The 17,167-nt window shown below is 43.9% G+C and carries 10 protein-coding genes and 1 riboswitch; of the genes, 5 read left to right on the top strand and 5 right to left on the bottom strand.

Translation table 11 applies throughout. The annotated features are described in order from the left end of the window. Nucleotides 1–784: DegV family protein (locus tag AB3112_RS02345; RefSeq protein WP_367333902.1), on the bottom strand; the 784-nt coding region annotated here is incomplete at its 3' end. Between the two features lie 135 nt (nt 785–919). On the opposite strand from AB3112_RS02345, the gene AB3112_RS02340 reads away from it, so the two are divergent. Continuing rightward, complete coding sequence (locus AB3112_RS02340; protein ID WP_084974224.1) at nt 920–1,234, top strand: hypothetical protein; 315 nt, start codon at nt 920–922, stop codon at nt 1,232–1,234. Nucleotides 1,235–1,310: 76 nt separating this feature from the next. On the opposite strand, the gene AB3112_RS02335 is transcribed toward AB3112_RS02340, so the two are convergent. After that, nucleotides 1,311–2,618 (bottom strand): NCS1 family transporter, encoded by a 1,308-nt coding sequence (locus AB3112_RS02335; protein WP_075141179.1) that lies wholly within the window; start codon nt 2,616–2,618, stop codon nt 1,311–1,313. Beyond that, the gene (gene allB, locus AB3112_RS02330; protein WP_084974226.1) at nt 2,615–3,997 is read right to left on the bottom strand and encodes an allantoinase AllB; all 1,383 of its coding nucleotides are present in this window, start codon (nt 3,995–3,997) and stop codon (nt 2,615–2,617) included. The genes AB3112_RS02335 and allB overlap by 4 nt, the downstream gene beginning before the upstream one ends. A gap of 45 nt (nt 3,998–4,042) precedes the next feature. Then, nucleotides 4,043–4,132: riboswitch (TPP riboswitch) on the bottom strand. Nucleotides 4,133–4,264: 132 nt separating this feature from the next. Here allB and AB3112_RS02325 point away from each other — a divergent pair. Then, entirely contained in the window at nt 4,265–5,038 is a 774-nt protein-coding gene (locus AB3112_RS02325; protein ID WP_367333901.1) for an SDR family NAD(P)-dependent oxidoreductase, read from the top strand. A gap of 126 nt (nt 5,039–5,164) precedes the next feature. Here the strand turns inward: AB3112_RS02325 and AB3112_RS02320 are convergent, their stop codons facing one another. Then, nucleotides 5,165–5,386, bottom strand: a complete 222-nt coding sequence (locus tag AB3112_RS02320) for a hypothetical protein (RefSeq protein ID WP_057910712.1) — start codon at nt 5,384–5,386, stop codon at nt 5,165–5,167. Between the two features lie 87 nt (nt 5,387–5,473). After that, nucleotides 5,474–5,851: a glycine cleavage system protein H gene (locus AB3112_RS02315; RefSeq protein WP_057910711.1), complete on the bottom strand. Its 378-nt coding sequence runs from the start codon at nt 5,849–5,851 to the stop codon at nt 5,474–5,476. An 86-nt stretch (nt 5,852–5,937) separates the two neighbouring features. On the opposite strand from AB3112_RS02315, the gene AB3112_RS02310 reads away from it, so the two are divergent. From AB3112_RS02310 to AB3112_RS02300, 3 genes are all read left to right on the top strand, one after another. Beyond that, nucleotides 5,938–6,960, top strand: coding sequence for a lipoate--protein ligase (locus AB3112_RS02310; protein ID WP_084974230.1), 1,023 nt, complete (start codon nt 5,938–5,940; stop codon nt 6,958–6,960). 239 nt (nt 6,961–7,199) lie between these two features. Continuing rightward, a complete protein-coding gene (locus AB3112_RS02305; protein WP_367333900.1) occupies nt 7,200–15,575 on the top strand; it encodes an adhesive domain-containing protein in 8,376 nt (2,791 codons plus the stop codon). Between the two features lie 469 nt (nt 15,576–16,044). Then, complete coding sequence (locus tag AB3112_RS02300; protein ID WP_057910707.1) at nt 16,045–17,073, top strand: ketopantoate reductase family protein; 1,029 nt, start codon at nt 16,045–16,047, stop codon at nt 17,071–17,073. Nucleotides 17,074–17,167: the final 94 nt, after the last annotated feature.

The raw sequence follows: 17,167 nt of genomic DNA, 5'->3' as shown, positions 1-17,167 counted from the left end.
CTGGGTTTGTCGGCACAATTGAAATCGGGACAAACGGGAACTCCTGCGTGAGCATTTCTCTTAAGAACTTTGCCCGTTCGCTTGTTCCTGAGTGCAGGATCGTCAATTTTACGATACATTCATCGTGCATTTCCTGCATTTGCGTCTTCCAGAAGTCATTGAGGGACTCATCCTTCGAGCCGTGAGCAACCAAGTCGAAGTCGTTATGGCCAAACTTAATCATATAGGCCGTGTTGACGTGCTTACCCAAAAATCCTCGTAGCTTGCCAATGATCCGATTATTAACGATTTGTTGGTTGTTGCGAACCGAGAAGAAGATTCGGGTGTTATCACGAATCTTTTCCATTTGTTTCAGGATCTCTTGAATCGATTTGCCACCGGCTGATAACTTAGCGGCTTCGATCACTTGGTAAGACAACCCGGCTGCAGTTACTTGACTGTTGACCACGGTGACTTGACTAGCCGATTTGCCGGCAGCAATTTTGGCGTTATGATAAGTGTTGGATAATTTATCACTCAAATGAATCGATAGAATCTGACTGCCGTCTTCGCCAAGCGCGTCATATTTTTGTGTCAATTCATCGACGGTGATGTCGCCAATCTGTGGTTTATTTGAACACTGTTCGAAAAGCTGCAAATACTTCTCACTGCTAATTTTGTTCACGTAGCCAAATAGTTTTCCATCCATCAAGATTGGCGGATTGAGCACGTGAATCTCGTATGCGCGAATATCAGCAGCAGATAAATGAGCAGCTGAGTCAGTTACAATTTTAATTTGATTCATCATTTCACCCCATTACTCGAAAAGTTATTACGTTATTATTGTATAGTATAAGTTAATATAAATGTTATGTTTTCAAAAATATTAGAATTTTATTCTAACTTTCGTCATAAATTATTCATGAAAGGTCTGGTCCATATGAAAGGCAAATACGAAGTGAACCAGTATATCGGCGTCCCACTTGAGACTGATGATTCCGGTCACTATCAAATTAAGCTGGATGAATCCGGCGACTTCAAGCTACATAGTTGGCGCACCGGTAAGCACACCAAAGGGAAGTTCAAAAAGGTCGGCCAAATTTTCATTACTGAGAATAATCTGATGGTCGGCATCGTGCAGGCAATTCCGGTTGCGTTTAAAGATCGCCATGCGTATACGCCACTACAGCGATTTACAAGTGAATATGTGTCAGACGACATCCTAAAAATTGCCTCAAAGAAATTAAATGAATAGATACTTAAAAGGGACCCAGCGTGCTGCACGTGCTGGATCCCTTTAATGATGACAATGATTTAGAGCTATTCGTTGACTATTTATCGTATCGAAGCAGGATCAAGACCAGCCAGGAAACGGCGAATCCGATCGGCCAACTCAGGTTGACATTAGCAAGTGCCAGCGTCGCACCGGCAAAAAGTGCAATCACCGGCGGAAGCGATGGGGATACCTTATCATCTTGATAAAGTGCTTCGACGTCCACCTTTTTTCGGCGTTTGATGTAATATTCGTTCAAAACAATTGCGGTCATGGGGCCTAAAAATGCGGAGTACGTTTTAATAAAGATCGTCAGGCCCATTGAGGAACTATCCTGGACCAGCAGCCACGGGAAGCTGAGGCAGGCCAGAAAGGCGACAACGACGAGTGACTGGCGTTCTGAGATGTTAAACCAATCGTTTAAAACGTACGTCGGTGGAATGATGTTGGCAACCAGGTTCGTGGACATGGTGCCCAATACGATAAAGATGGAAACGACAACGGTAATAACGTTGTTATTGAATAAATGGGCCATCGCGTGGACCGGACTGGAAATGCCGGTAACCACCGCCAACAAGGATCCGGTTAAAAGTGTCATCCCATAGGCTAAAAAGATTGGGAAAAAGTATAGGGCCGCACGTCGCCTATTGGATAAACCAGGTTTGAGTTCCCGTGAATAATCCGCCGCAGACTCAAAGATTGCCGTATAGTTGCCTAGAAAAGCCACCACGAAGCCCCAAAAGGTCGGCCCCCAGGTTCCTTTGACGTTGACCATCCGAGCGATGAAGACGGCACTTTTCTGCGAAATCAAATAAGCAAGCGTTGAAATCAGCGCAATAGACATTAACAGTGATATCCAAATGGAAACCACTTTAATGGATTTAAACCCGTTGACCGATAGAAGTGTTTGAATGGCGAGCAGGGTCACAAAGAAGACGGGCACATTATCGTACCCGGTGAGGATTTTAGCAATTTGGTTCAGTGCCAAAGCACCAGTCCAACTTTGAAATCCGTACCAGACAATGGCCGGAATCCCGCGCAGCAGGCTTGCCAACTTGGAACCCAGCAGGCCAAAGGTCATCCGCAGCTGAATGACGTAGGGCGAACCGGTGTAGTAACCAAAGTGGTCATTTAACACAAAAATGATTGAAATAATGCTAATTGCGAGGGCTGCAGCGACCATCGTCTGCAGCAAATTCATGCTGGCTGTGCCGGCGACGACGATTGACGACCCCAAGGTAACGTTGCCAATGTTGAAGCCATCGCCCAACCACATCGCCATATAGGAAAGTTCACCCACGTGGCGTTGATTTTTCGTTCGTGGCTTTAGGTCGGCCGGGACTGAAAGTGAGTGTGAACTGTTCATGATGAGGCCTCACTGATTTGATTAGTCAACTGTTTGCCGGTTGGTTGGCCCACAAAGCCGTCGTCAAGTGTGTAAATGATTTGACCGCGTAAAATTGTAGTCGTGACTCGGTCGTTGATTTGAAAGCCTTCATAAGCGCTGATTTTATTTTTGTAATACATATCATTTTTGTTTAAAACATAGGATTGATTCAAGTCCAACAGCGTGATGTCAGCGTCGTAACCAACCTGAAGTTTCCCTTTATTGGTCAGGCCAAATATCTTGGCTGGGTTTTCGGCAGTCAGTCGTGCGAATTCGGTTGCGGGCAAACCACGTTGCCTGACAAATCGATCATAGAGAAGGTCAACGTTGTTCTGGCAGCCGCTAATGCCACCCCAGATATCAAAAATGTTATGGGTGACGCTTTGTTTCATTGATAGCGGTGCCGGTGAGTGGTCGGAACCGATGGTATCAACGTCGCCAGCCGCAACTTTTTCCCAAAGCCGGCTAACAATACTTTTGTCCCTTAGAGCTGGCGAGCACTTTGCCAGAGGACCGATTTTTTCAAACTGCTCGCGGTCCAAAATTAGGTAGTGTGGGCAAGTCTCACAGGTTACTTTGAGGCCGGAGCGACGGGCATTTACCACGGCCTCGACTGCCTCAGGGGTTGATAAATGAACAAAGTGAAGGCGGACGCCGGTTTGTTCAGCTAAATAAATTGCCCGGCGAACAGCCTCAATTTCGACAAACGGTGGTCGCGAGTCAACGTAGTCTTGAATGGTGGTTTTCCCCTGGGCAATCTTTTCGGCCGCCAGACCGTCCGTAATTGCCGCATTTTCCGCGTGGACCAGAATGGGCAAGCCGGTTTTGGCAATCGCGTGCATCCCGGATAATAATTGGAAATCATCAACGTTTTTGAAGTCGCCTGGCTCGTCTGATCCCGTAGTTGCCATGAATGCTTTATAGCCCATGGCACCACTTTCAGCCATCTTTGAGATTTGATTGACGTTTCCCGGCACAAGCCCGCCATACAAGCCGTAATCAACGTAAGATTGAGTTGCCGCGATTTTGGCTTGACGATCAAATTCTGTTTGAGTGGTCCGTGCCGGTAGCGCATTTAATGGCATCACTAACATCGTCGTTGTCCCACCTGCAGCTAACGCCTGAGATCCGGTATGGTAGTCCTCCCAGTTACTTCGACCAGGTTCATTGATGTGAACGTGGTCATCGATCATCCCCGGCAAGACCATTTGTCCCCGCGCATCGAGGACTTGTTTAGCCTGTTGAGTGAGCCCAGTTCCAATGGCGGCAATTTTACCATCTTGAATTGCCAAATCCGCAGTGATGACAGCGTCCGGCGTCACCACTTGTCCATTTGTAATAACCAATGTGTATTCCATGAAAAAGCCTTCCTCTCATATCGGTCAGAGGAAGGCTGTTGAATCGTCTTGTGTACAATGTCTTCCTCCGGCAGTTCAAACTGCATCAGGTTCAATGGGTATATTCTCAGCCAAATGGCACCCCAGACAAGTTAAATTTTAACAGCATTATTATTGCTGAAGTCGTTTGAAAAAGCAAGTAAAAACACGAGTGATCGCTTGTCAACCACCTGGAATGAGGGTATGTTAAGGACAACGATAAACTCAAAATTTGGAGGTTGAATTAACATGACAGCATTCAACAAGGATAGCTTTTCATTAAAGGGGAAAGTTGCGCTGGTGACCGGCGGGGCCTCCGGGCTTGGACTCAATTATTCGATTGCGCTTTCGATGTACGGTGCGGATGTCTTTATCGTGAGTCGATCACAGAAAGGCTGGGACGATGCGCAAAAAGCGGTGGAAGCTAACGGCCAAAAAGTCGGTTTCCTTCAAAAAGACATTACTGAAGAAGGCGCGGCGGCCGAAGTGATTCAGGAGGTCCTGACTGAATTTGGTCATTTGGATATCTTGGTCAATAATGCGGGAATGCAAATTCGAAATGACGTCCTTGATTTCAAAGACGCCGATTGGCAGAAAGTGATTAATTTAAACTTGAACGCGCTATATTACCTGTCACACGAAGCTGCCAAAGTGATGGCCAAACAAAAACGCGGCAAGATTATCAATATTGGCTCGATGCAATCCTACCGCGCCGGTAAATTCATCTTCCCATACACTGCCAGCAAGCACGCTGTTTTGGGATTGACCAAAGCCTATGCGGATGCTCTGGCACCTTATAATGTGCAAGTCAACGGCATTGCGCCAGGTTATATCAAAACGGATATGACCAAGCCGCTTCAAGACGATCCGGTTCGCGGACCCGAAATTAAGGGCCACATTCCGTCGGGCGAATGGGGTGTTCCCGAAGAGCTGATGGGGCCGGTTGTCTTTCTTGCCAGTCAGGCATCGGATTATGTAACCGGGGTAATGCTACCGGTTGATGGTGGATATTTACTCAGATAACATGTAAGAAGCTGTTAATTCAGCTTCTTTTTTGATCAAAAAAATGACCTCCAAGCCAAAAGCTTGAAAGCCATTTGAATGCCTAGCACGAAACGAGTGCGGGTATTTTATGAGGCCACTGATGAATTACTTCTTCAATAATTCTTCAGCTTTGCTCTTAAGATCGTCAGTTGACATGTTCATGTAAGGTTCTACGTCTTTTTCGGTCTTGAGGGTGTCGTGGTCGTTCTTTTCCATGTAATAGTCCCAAATAGCATCTCGTACTGGAAGTTTACTATCGCTCCAATCGAAAGCTTCACTCATCTTTTCATTGAGTAATGGGGATTCTGCACCTGGTTGTTCTGCCATAGATAATTACCTCCTTCTATTTGATCTGACTTCATTATAGTTCTTTTTTGAAAAGTGGTTAAATATTTGTTCGATTTATTTGAAAGTCTAGTCGGTTGGCTGAACTTTCATGATCCAGTTTACCTCTGGGTCGGGCTTATTGAGCTCATCGATGTCTTTTCCGATATCTTTATTTCGCTCGATAATTTTACCGGCGATCGGTGATTTGAGTGTTTCCACTGATTTGTCACCTTCAATGTCCAAGAGATCATCGTCGACTTGAATGGTATCCAATTGGTTGGGAAAATCAGCGAACGTAATTTTGCCCATCAAGTCATAAACGGATTTGTCGATTCCCAGTAAGTAGCTGCCATCTGCTTGCTTAGCGTACCAGATACCGTCCTTTACCTGCGCTGGTTCATGAGCGGGTTGTTTCTTACCCGTGAAGAAATTAATGATTCTTTGCCAAATTGAAATTTTTGCCATAATGACACCGCCTCGATATTATTTACCTTAATTATACCGTATAATTAGGGATGTACTAGAATTTGAACAAAAGGGGGAAATGTCAGATGTACTTAATTGATATTTCCAGGAATGGCCAGCCCAGCTATGACGCTCGGGTGAACCAATCATTGGATAATTATTTTGTGAATGACTTAAAGCTGCCTGGACATGGGTTTATGTTTTATATTAATAAGCCGTCCGTGATCATTGGCCGCAATCAAAATGTGTGGGCTGAAGTCGACATTGACTACCTGCATGAACACGATATCGAGCTGGTTCGCCGGACGTCCGGTGGCGGAGCGGTGTATCACGATATGGGAAACTTTATTTTCGAAAATATTTTAACGGATAACGCTGACGATTTCGGCGATTATGCCCATTTTGCGGAACCAGTTTTGAAAGCGCTTCGTAAGTTGGATATTGACGTCAAAATGAAAGAAAATTCTTCCGACCTGATCTTAGATGGCAAGAAGTGGTCTGGGATGACGATGTTCAAGAGCGGCCAAGGTTTGGCTGCCGGCGGGACGATTATGTATGACTTAAACATTGAAAACGCGAAAAAAGTCCTGACTGAAGACCAAATGGAAAAGCAAAAGGGGCTTGGCGTTCGTTCTAAGCGCAGTCCAATTATTAACCTGAAGGATTTCCTACCAGATGGCATGGCCATGGATGATTTCAGAGAATACCTGTTAAAGGAAATCTTCGCGGTTAAATCCCTGGATGATATTGAAACGTACCACATGACCGACCAGGATTGGGAGACTGCCGATAAACGGCTGGCGGAAACTTATGGGACCGATGCTTGGAACTTTGGCCACAACCCCGGTTATTATGACTACGCCGATCAGGAGTTTAGTGAAGGCAAACTGGGGATTAATTGGACTATTGATGACGGTAAGCTGGTTCATCTGAAATTCAATCCGTTCTTCAAGGTTAATGGCGACCTGAGCGCAATTGAAGCAGCGTTGAGTGGCAAGAAGCCAAGCGGGTGGAATGTCAAACGAGCGGTGAAGAAAGCCAACATCGAAAATATTGATACCAATGCCCTGACTGAGTTTTTGATGGGTAACTTTGATAAAACAGAATAGATCATGATTTGCCAGGACAATTCATTTTGTTCCTGGCTTTTTTTATTGGCGTCAGCAAAAACAGTCAGAATCGTTAATGCCATGCATGATCCAAGTAAATATCGTAAGAGCCGTCCACGTTTCCGGTTATAAAAGGTACGAAAACTTCATACTTTCTTCCCAAATTGCACACATTATTTAGGTATCCTTATGGTGTTGATAAGAAGGGGATAAATCTAGTCATATGGAGGACGAAAATCATGAAGAAAAGGACGAGCTTTTGGATACAAGCAATCGGCGTGTTAACGTTGGTCCTGGGGAATTTTTTTACCGCGGGAACAGCGTTGGCTGACGTTATTTCAGCCAAAGAAGTGATTGCTGATAACGCAAAGTTGATTGATGATAAGCGGGCATTGGTCACGCGATCAAAGGTCGGCGACCACGCCAATTTGGCGTTTGACGTGACAGTCGGCGGCTTATCGCAGACTGGTACGGTTCAATTTGACTACAATGCGGATTATTTTAAGGTTAAAAAGAAACAATTCAAATTCTCCAACGGCGATACCAAAGTTGTTGTGGATATCGATGGCGACGAGTCGACGATTTCGTGGACGAATGCCATCGATAAGACCGACCTGGAAGTGATTCTGCCGGTTAAATTCAATCAGACCGTCAATAATGGCGAGTTGGATGTAATGATCGATGATGAACGACTTAAATTACCGACACTGACTGTCGTGGACAAGGACGAAAAAGTCAAAGAAGCAGCCACAGCCGAACAGCCAGACGGTAATCTACAAGATGACGATATTTTGAAGGAAGCACTGGCAGACGAGAGCGCTTCGGATGAAGCGGACGCCGCCAGAGAAGCTAAAGAAGCACAGAAACAAACTGAGGTTAAGAACGAAGAACAAACTCAATCAGAATCAAAGAAGGACGAAGAGATTGACGAAAATTCCTCACAGGCTGACGCAGTTGAAAAGGAAAAACAGTCCAACACTGAAAAAGCAGAGGCGCTACTAAAGGAGAAGCGTGAAGCGGATCAGAAGCGAGCTGAAGAGAAAAGTCGCCAAGCAATTGAGGATAGGAAAAATGCAGAACAGCAGGTGAAGTCAAAAGACGCGACGACAAAATCAATTAAAGATACCGGCGAGACAAAGGAGTCGACAACTCCTGAGACCCCAGAAGTTTCTGATCTGAAGGGCGCAAAAGAAGCGATTGCCGACACTGATGATGCCGATGGTGAGGAACCGGTCGCAGATGATTTGAACCGTGAAATGCCGGTGAATGGGGTGTTTGGGGAAGAACCAGGCCGTGATATTACCGAAATGATCAAGAATTCCGAAAACCCACAATTCTTTAAATCAATTCATTACAAATATACGGATAAAGACGGCAAGGTTCAAACGAAAGAAGTGGATGCCGTACTTGATCATCCTATTGAACTCCCAGATGTCCTACGAGACCATAAAAACATCGAAATTCTATACGAATGGGATATTGATACCATTAAAGAAGCGACTGGAATCGACATCCAGCATAAGGACCACTATGATTTCCAGCTTAAAGGGATGAAATATAACTATGGTAACGCAGGGAAGTTTGATGAGCTGATTAACTATGGTGGCAAAACCATTGGTCAGTTCATCATGACGCCCACAGCCGACCCCGATGTACAGCAAGTATCGATTATCTTCCTGCCAGATGAACTCGCAGGCGTTACTAACATTGAATATAAGGCCCAATTGAAAACTGAAATTAACGTTGATGCGGATGAAATTTCATTCGGTGAAACTATTATCAAAGATGGTGGCATTGAGGTTGAAAAGAAGTTGGTAAGTATCAAAAAAGAAGGTAATTTCCATACTGAAAACGGTGTTACTGATCTTGATACGCTCCAATGGACATCAACATTTAACGTGAATGATGATTTAAAAGCAGAAGAAGTCATTCTAAAGGAAAAATTTCATAGCGGATATCAGACAGAAAAAGCAAAAGTAGAATACACTTTTGAAATTACAACTGCAGACGATAAAACTGTTACAATTACCCGCGCTGATACCGGTGCTTACAACGACATTTTAAGCCCAACAGGCAATGACATCTTTAAGTTTAATCAGAATGATCTGAATCTTTCTGATGGAATCGTTCAAATTAAGGTGACGATGGTAACGGCTGCAACTATTTTGGGCCAAAACACTTACAAGAATGAAATTCAGGCTCAAGAAGTGACTTTGACGGGGGTTGATGAGAAGGCAAAGACAGCGTTAACGGATGCAACCATCACTCGGAAGACGAACGAGTTGAAGAAATCAGCTGAGATGGATGAAAACGGTAATATCAAATATTCTGTCAAATTCTGGGTTGAAAGCGGCCAAAGTAATATTATTTTGAAGGACACTTTGGACACTGACAAGTTCGAATTTAGTACCGAAGCCGGCGATTACAAATTAAACCCTCATCTAGATGGGTGGATGATTGGTAGCCCGGTAGTTGATGAGCAGACACTAACGGTGAAGTTTGACGACAAGATTGTTCCGGATACTGGTCGGAAGGAATACACGTTCACATATATTGTTAAACCAACTGGCAATGTGACGGATAAAGATTATATTGGAATTAGAAATACCGTTGAAGTCAATGGAGAGAAGAAAGGTCATCAATATACTCCGGCGTTTAACAGTAAATACAACACAAAGTTGGACTGGGACGCGATGATATCCAATTGGAAGATTCATGTAAACCAAACAAATCGAGATGTGAATGGTGCCTTCACCATTACAGAACCAACTCCTAATTCAGAGCAAGTCAACTACCTTGACTTTAGCTCTTTCTACCAAAGTTTCACTGATGAAAATGGCCTAACTACTGAAGTAAACAAGAAGATTAAATTTTCAGAGAAAGAAGGGAACATTTGGGATTATGAAGTTCGTGATGGGGAAGCATATTGGAAAAATGGCAGCCAGACCGAAGCCGCATTTACCGTCACTAAATCCGAAGAGAATGAAGATCAAATCATCATTAAGGTGAATAATTTACCTTATACGGATAGTGTTAAAAAGACCTCTTTCACAATTTTCCTGGACAATGTGCCGTTGGATAAAGAAAAAGTTTTAAATGCCAAGCCAGCTGACATTGAGAAAATTTGTAACTATTCAACTGTTGATTATCCTGGAATCGGGAAGAAGGACGTCAACACTTGCAAATCAGTCGCTTGGAATGTTCGCAATAACATCTCAAAAACGGGTCAATTCTCATCAGATTTCTTGAAGGATGGCATCATTAATTGGACAACTCGGTTCAATTATCGCTCATACCTTGGAACAGATGAAGAGAAGGCATTAGTTACCGACGGAATCGATATCACTGATCAAGTTGGTGAAGATGTTATTAAAGACGCAGGTAACAAAGTGACCAGGCGTCACTTGCAGGAAATTAAAGATCGGTTGATCGATAGCCTCCAGGTGTCATTGGCAAAGATCAATACCGATGGGAACGGAATTCAAGAACCGACTACTTTGGATAAAGACGATTACAGCATCAAAGTGGACGTTAACGAGAATCAGAAGGTGACCTTTAACCTAAAGCTAAGCCCAAAGGCATATGCACTGTACAAAGCCGGTCAAAAAGTAATTGGGTTACAGTATCAGTCCAAGGTCACTGATTTCAAAGCAGATGTTGATACCAATTATGAACATCTCAAATCATGGACATTTAACAATAAGGTCAATGTTAATTGGAATAAGAATGATAAAGGTGAGTATGTTCACTCTCTTGAAGCAAATGCCAGTCTGTCATACACAGATAATGGCTACCTGCTTCATAAAAATGGTGAGATTCTCGAAGATCCAATTGAGTTGAACGAAGGTGATCATAATCGGACCATCAGTGCTGTTAAATGGGACCTGACAATTAATGGGAACGGGGCTACTTTGAAGGCACCGGTGCAATTGACTGATAGCTTAAGTGGTGGCCATTATCACTTAAAGACCAACGATAGTGATTACCAGCTGAAAATTACTGAAGCGAAACGGTCTTTTAACAAAGGTAATGCCGTCTACGAAAAGGTTGCCAACGGCGTCTTAAAAGAGGGCCAGGATTATGAAGTTGTCTATTCTGACACTTTGAACACAATGACGATCAAGATCAAGAGTCCTTACCAAGTCACAACGCCGTTAATTGTTGAATACTACACGGTGATTTCTAAGACGGTTGGTACGTCTTATGCCAATGAATTGAAGCTGTCAATTTCGACGAGTGATTTTGACCAGAAGGAAGAAATCAAATCCAGCGCCTCAGTTTCTGGACAATACAAGAAGTTCGCAGCCAACATCAAGAAAATTGATGCTGCCACTGGTGATCCACTACCAGGCGTTAAATTTAAAGTACAAATGAAAAATCAAAATAATGACTGGAATGATGTTGGTAATCCAAAACTGACCGACAAAGATGGCTTCGCATCATTTGACGGCTTGTTCGATAAACCAACTTACCGGATTATCGAAGTCTCAGGTCTTGAGAACTATGATGACAGATGGGTTTCTAAAGAATTCACAATTGCCGATGCTCAAGAAGAAACTGAAGATGGCAATGAGAACACTTATTGTGTGACTGCGGAAAATCATCGGACAAACGCATTGAAGATCAAAAAGACCGTCACCAATGGGCTTGGCGTCAACAAAGACGATTCCTTTGAATTCAAAGTTTACGTGACTGACAAGGATGGCAATGTTGATGCGGACTTCAACGATGAGTTCAGCTATGACGTCGATGGCCAATCAGATGTTGTGACGTTTAAAGATGGTGTTTCAACGAATCTTCAAAAGATTAAAGATGGCCAGACGATCACAATTAAAGGCTTGCCACAGGATAAATACTATCGCGTGGTTGAGTCAGCCGACGGGTCATATCGAACTTCCTACACTTTGGAAAACTTAACCACAGTTGACACAGATGGAAATGAGACCAACGAGACGGATACTTTCCAGATGCAGCAGGGTAAAGACGCCGCAACCGGAATTGTGAAGTTTACCAACGAAGGTAAGACAACCCACTTTGGCTTCTCGAAATTAATTGAAGGGCCAAATGCCAAAGCTGATAAGGACAAAGAATTTAGTTTCATGATGAGAATTATGAACGAAAGCGGCGCGCTTGATACAGACTTCAGTGGCGAAATTGAAGGTATTAAACACACCAGCAACGGCGATGCCAATGTTACATTTGATTTTGAAAATGGTGAAGCCAACGAAGTGATCTACTCTGATGGCAGCACTTCAGACATCAAATTAAAGACGGGCGAAAGCTACCGAAACATTAAGCTGCCAGCTAACGTCAAAGTGAAAGTATACGAAAAACAAGATGGTCAGTATACCGAAGTTCACTACAAGGTTGGCGATGGTGACGAAAATGAAGCCGGTGACTCGGACGAGGACGGCTGGAAAGCCACTGGCTCGATCAACGCGGACAACTCAACGATCAAATTCATCAACCGCGAAGTGGTCAACCAGTTTGAATTTGAAAAATTGGTGGCAGGAGATATGCCGGAAGGACTCCAAGACTTCGAATTTGAAGTGGAGGCCAACGATGATGCCACTCGGGATGCTGTGAAGGGCCAAATTTATACGGCAGATATTCGAAACGCAACCACTGATAAGACTAAGAACACTGGTAAAGTCCGTTTTGATGAAAATGGTAAGGCCATTGAAATTACCTATGGGTCATTACCGAAAGATACTATCAAATTACAGGACAATGAAAAATTAGTGATTCTTGGATTACCAAATAAGGCAAGCAAGTTCAAAGTAACTGAAACGACTACCGGAAAGTTCAACACCTACACTCGAGTAGATGGTGAAAGCAAGAGGGATGGTAAGAGTGCAGAAATTGCCCTGAACCGACCGGATAGCAAGAACTCGATTATGTTTGAAAATATTGCACCAGATTTAGTTGAGTTTGACATCAAAAAAACTGTGAGTGGTGTGATTCCACCAGTCGATGAAGACCTTGAATTTGATTTCGAACTGACGATTCAAGATCCGCCAGTCTCATGGACTGATCAAGAAGTGCTGGTTGATGCCATTAAGAGCGACGCTAACGAAATAGAGCCGCTGAAGTTCAACAAAAACACTTCAAGTGGTCAGTATAAAGCGACTGTATCTCTTAAGGCTGAACAGTCAATTAGAATCTTCATTCCAAAAGGGTTGAACATTAAGGTGACTGAAACCAGTACGAATGGATACAAAGTGAGTCACGAATTTGGTAATCATCGAGAAGATGGTGATACTCATGATGTGACAACTGGAAAGGATATGCCACAACTGGTCTTCAATAACGATTCTCAAAAGACAGGAATTGAAGTTAAGAAGACGGTTAAGGGCGAAACCGCTGGCCAAGAAGATTTCAGTAAAGTATTTGAATTTAAAGTGACTGGAACTGATGACGATGGAAAACATTTAAACGGCGAATATACACTACGCAAATTCGAAGTGAGCGGTAAATACAGTGATGAAGATGTTATCTTTAAAGACAACCTCATCACATTCGAGCTCCAGCACGATCAAAAAGCCCAAATTCTCGGACTTCCAATCGGCGCCAAGATTCAGGTAAAGGAAACCGAGAAGAGTAGTGAAGGCTACGATCCAAGCTATATCGTAAACGACAACTCCGAGAAACAGGGACATGTCGCAACTGAATTTGTGACGACAGAAGACGGTCTTGGCAAGGTACAATTCATTAACACGTTGCCGACACCTGAAAGCACCAATCTGAGGGTTAAAAAAGTCCTTGCTGGTCCGGTTACCGATGACGACAAAGCATACGAGTTTGAATTCAGAGTAACGGCGACACCAAAAGACGGCGTGAAAGATGAGCTGAATGGTGAATTTGACGCAGAAATCCTTGATCATAATGGAGATACCAGAGATGTCAAAGTCAAATTTGTCAATGGTCGATCAGAAATGCCAAACCCGAACCCAAAGGATGAAAACGAGCCGATTAAGATCAAGGGCGGCGAATCGATCAATATCTTGAAATTGCCGACTGACTACAAGTACAGCGTGAACGAAAGAACACATCTCCAAGGCTTTATGTACGAAGTTTCATACAACGTTAATGACACCACCGATAAAATTGGTGACGACACTGGCCAGTTTACTTTGAAAGATGGTCAACAAGGCGAGGTGGTCTTCACGAATACCAGGTTCGAAGTTGAAAAAGCAGAACTTGAAATCAGTAAGAAGCTTGCCGGTGTTGGGATCATTGACGCTGACAAGAATAAGACTTTCCAATTCGTTATTGAAACGGACCCAAGTGTTGATGGTGAATACGAAGCAGTCGTTAATCGCCATGACAAGGTCAAGGTTCAGTTTACGGATGGAAAGGCAACGGTTAACTTGGGAGCCGACGACTATCTGGTTATCAAGGGCTTACCAAGCGCACACAACACTTACACGGTTTCTGAAATGAACGGTTCCGGATTTACGACTCAGTACCAACTCAATGGAACCCGCATGGAAGATGGCGTGAAGACCAAGGAATTCAAATTAATCGAAGGCGACCGTTCAACTGTACAATTCACTAACAGCAAGGAAACTGAAAAAGTTGCCAGCCTGAAGATTAACAAGGAAATTGCCGGAGATGGTCTCACCACAAGCGACCACGACCGAGACTTCAACTTCCGAATTTACTCAGGCGTGACGGGTGAATTTGATGCCATCAAGGTTGACCAGGGCGGCGATTCTCACGAAATGAAAGTGAAATTTGCCAATGGCCAGTCTGACGTGATTACATTGAAAGACGGCGAATCATTGACAGTCAACGGCTTGCCGATCGAATACCGTTATGCGGTTGGTGAAGAATATGTTGATGGCTTTGCGCCAACCTATAAGGTTAATGACGCCAAGGTTCAAGAAGGGATGACGACTCAAACCTTCAAACTGCTCGACAACCAGAAGGGCACCGTTGAGTTTACCAATACCAAGAATGGCGAAATCGAGCTGGGCATCCTGTCCGTAAGCAAATTTGTCAATGAACTTGGTGACAGAACCCGCAAGTTTGACTTCCACATTGAAGTGACGGATGGGTCGAACAACCCACTCAACGGCACGTTCAAAACTCAGGTCACAACGAATGGTCAGGCTGCGGATGGGACGATTCAGCTGAACGGTGGAAATGGCCAATTCACATTGACACACGGCCAATCCATTAAATTCTTCTTACCACTTGGTGCCAAGTATGAAGTCGCTGAACAGGATTACACTAAGGACGGTTATGTCACAACGGTTACCAAACGAAGTGTGGTCGTCAACGATCCGACCGTGATTGGCACGGCTACCAAGGAAGATGACAGCATTGTCTACCATAACGATTTGGAAGACGACGAAGCAATCTTACCGCTTCCGGGCGAAGAAGATGATTCATCAGCAAGCCTCGACAGCGACAAGCCTTCCAGCACCACTGGCAAGAGCAGTATCGATAGCCCGATGGGAATCCCATCATCCGGGTACACCGGCAAGTCAGCGTTGCCGCAGACCGGCGAAGATCACAACACATTACTGATGGTCATCGGAATGTTCATGCTCGTTTGCCTACTTGGAATTGGCACAACCTACTATGCAAAACGCAAACAAGAGAAATGAGGGATCAACCGAGAAAATGAAAAAATAAAATAACGACGATTGAGGGCGGCCAGACGTTGATCTGACTGCCCTTTTCTAATGAACGAGGTTAATAATTCACATTATTTTCTCAAAAATGGTTGACAATTTCTAATCTTAATATCATAATACGAACTATCAATTTGAAAGAAGTTTTCTACAAGCTTCACGAACAGGAAATCCATTCGGCGACTGAGAGATGGTAGTGAAATTGTAGATTGTGACTTTCATGCTTTACCCATAAATCGGTGAGCGCAAGTTAGCCGGTTTCGGACTTGTCCGTTAAAGCAAGCAACGAGTGGATACGAAAAGTATCTATGAAGGTGGTACCGCGGCCAATTGTCGTCCTTTTGTCTTAGTGACAGAAGGGCGATTTTTTTGTATCGCGGATTGCTTTAGTGGGATTGATGATCGTGAAGACATACTTTAAATACGAAAGGAAGTTTTATTTATGAAATACACAGTTTTGGGTGCAGGCGCAATGGGTTTGAGATATGGGGTTCTTCTACAAGAAGCCGGCTTTGACGTGGACTTCGTTGACACATGGGAGCCACAAGTTGAAACGGTTCGTGAGCAAGGCGGCGTTTATGTCTCCCGTGACGGTCAAAATCGTCACTTGGTGCCAGTGAACGTCTATTATCCAGAAGAGTATAAAGGAGATCCAGACGTGCTGATTGTTTTCACCAAGCAGTATCAACTCGCTGATTTCTTAAAACGCTGTTCACGATTCTTTAACGACAAGCAGTACGTTGTGACCTGTATGAATGGGATGGGCCACGTTGAAAAGTTGAACCAATATTTCCCTAAGGAACGGCTGCTTGGTGGAACTGCGCTGATTGGAACGGTCTTAAATAAAGCTGGTGACGTCGATTTCATCGGCCCTAAAGGCGCAGGTTCAATGAACATTGCCAATGAAACTGAAAAGCCTGATGCAATGACCCACCAGATTGTGGACGAGTTCCAGCAGGCCGGCCTGAACCCGAACCTGACAACCAACTTCCTGGGGACGCTGATGGCCAAAGTCGTGTTCAATTCCGTCATCAATACACTTTGTACGATGTTTAAGATCCGGATGGGTGAGTATATCCAATCGCCAGTTGCCCAAAAGCTTGGTGTTCAACTGATTGACGAAGCCTTTGACGTTTGCGAACGAGCAGGAATTACGTTACTGAATACCCGCCAAGAAGAATGGGAAACCGTTAAATATGTCAGCACCGTTTCCAACCCGCTTCATTTTCCATCCATGTATCAAGATATTTCCAAAAATCGCCAAACTGAAGTCGATTATATCAACGGCTACATCTATGATTTGGGTCTCAAATATCACTATGAAGCAAAGACCCACGATTTCTTGAGAAACCTGGTTCATTTGGCAGAATTTGCCGGTACCTTTGACGTTGACGGCTACATGAAGTCAGTTCTTGAATCTGATAAGAAGGCTGCAGTCAAGACACCGGAGCAGCATGTGGCAGAAGCATAGAAAATTAAAACAGCATCATAAAAGGCGTCAAACCATTTTGTTTAACTGAAATGGTTTGATGCTTTTTTTGTTCTCGATGTCATTTTAAGCACTT

This window comes from Lentilactobacillus sp., from assembly GCF_040773105.1.
GTDB lineage: Bacteria > Bacillota > Bacilli > Lactobacillales > Lactobacillaceae > Lentilactobacillus > Lentilactobacillus parabuchneri.
Note: the sequence above shows the minus strand (reverse complement) of the source record. Positions and strands in the feature narration are given on the sequence as shown.

What these genes read in the sequence shown, in the direction of transcription:
- AB3112_RS02340 (WP_084974224.1), top strand. Translation starts at nt 920, where the DNA reads ATGAAAGGCAAATACGAAGTGAACCAGTATATCGGCGTCCCACTTGAG.
- AB3112_RS02335 (WP_075141179.1), bottom strand. Translation starts at nt 2,618, where the DNA reads ATGAACAGTTCACACTCACTTTCAGTCCCGGCCGACCTAAAGCCACGA.
- allB (WP_084974226.1), bottom strand. Translation starts at nt 3,997, where the DNA reads ATGGAATACACATTGGTTATTACAAATGGACAAGTGGTGACGCCGGAC.
- AB3112_RS02325 (WP_367333901.1), top strand. Translation starts at nt 4,265, where the DNA reads ATGACAGCATTCAACAAGGATAGCTTTTCATTAAAGGGGAAAGTTGCG.
- AB3112_RS02320 (WP_057910712.1), bottom strand. Translation starts at nt 5,386, where the DNA reads ATGGCAGAACAACCAGGTGCAGAATCCCCATTACTCAATGAAAAGATG.
- AB3112_RS02315 (WP_057910711.1), bottom strand. Translation starts at nt 5,851, where the DNA reads ATGGCAAAAATTTCAATTTGGCAAAGAATCATTAATTTCTTCACGGGT.
- AB3112_RS02310 (WP_084974230.1), top strand. Translation starts at nt 5,938, where the DNA reads ATGTACTTAATTGATATTTCCAGGAATGGCCAGCCCAGCTATGACGCT.
- AB3112_RS02305 (WP_367333900.1), top strand. Translation starts at nt 7,200, where the DNA reads ATGAAGAAAAGGACGAGCTTTTGGATACAAGCAATCGGCGTGTTAACG.
- AB3112_RS02300 (WP_057910707.1), top strand. Translation starts at nt 16,045, where the DNA reads ATGAAATACACAGTTTTGGGTGCAGGCGCAATGGGTTTGAGATATGGG.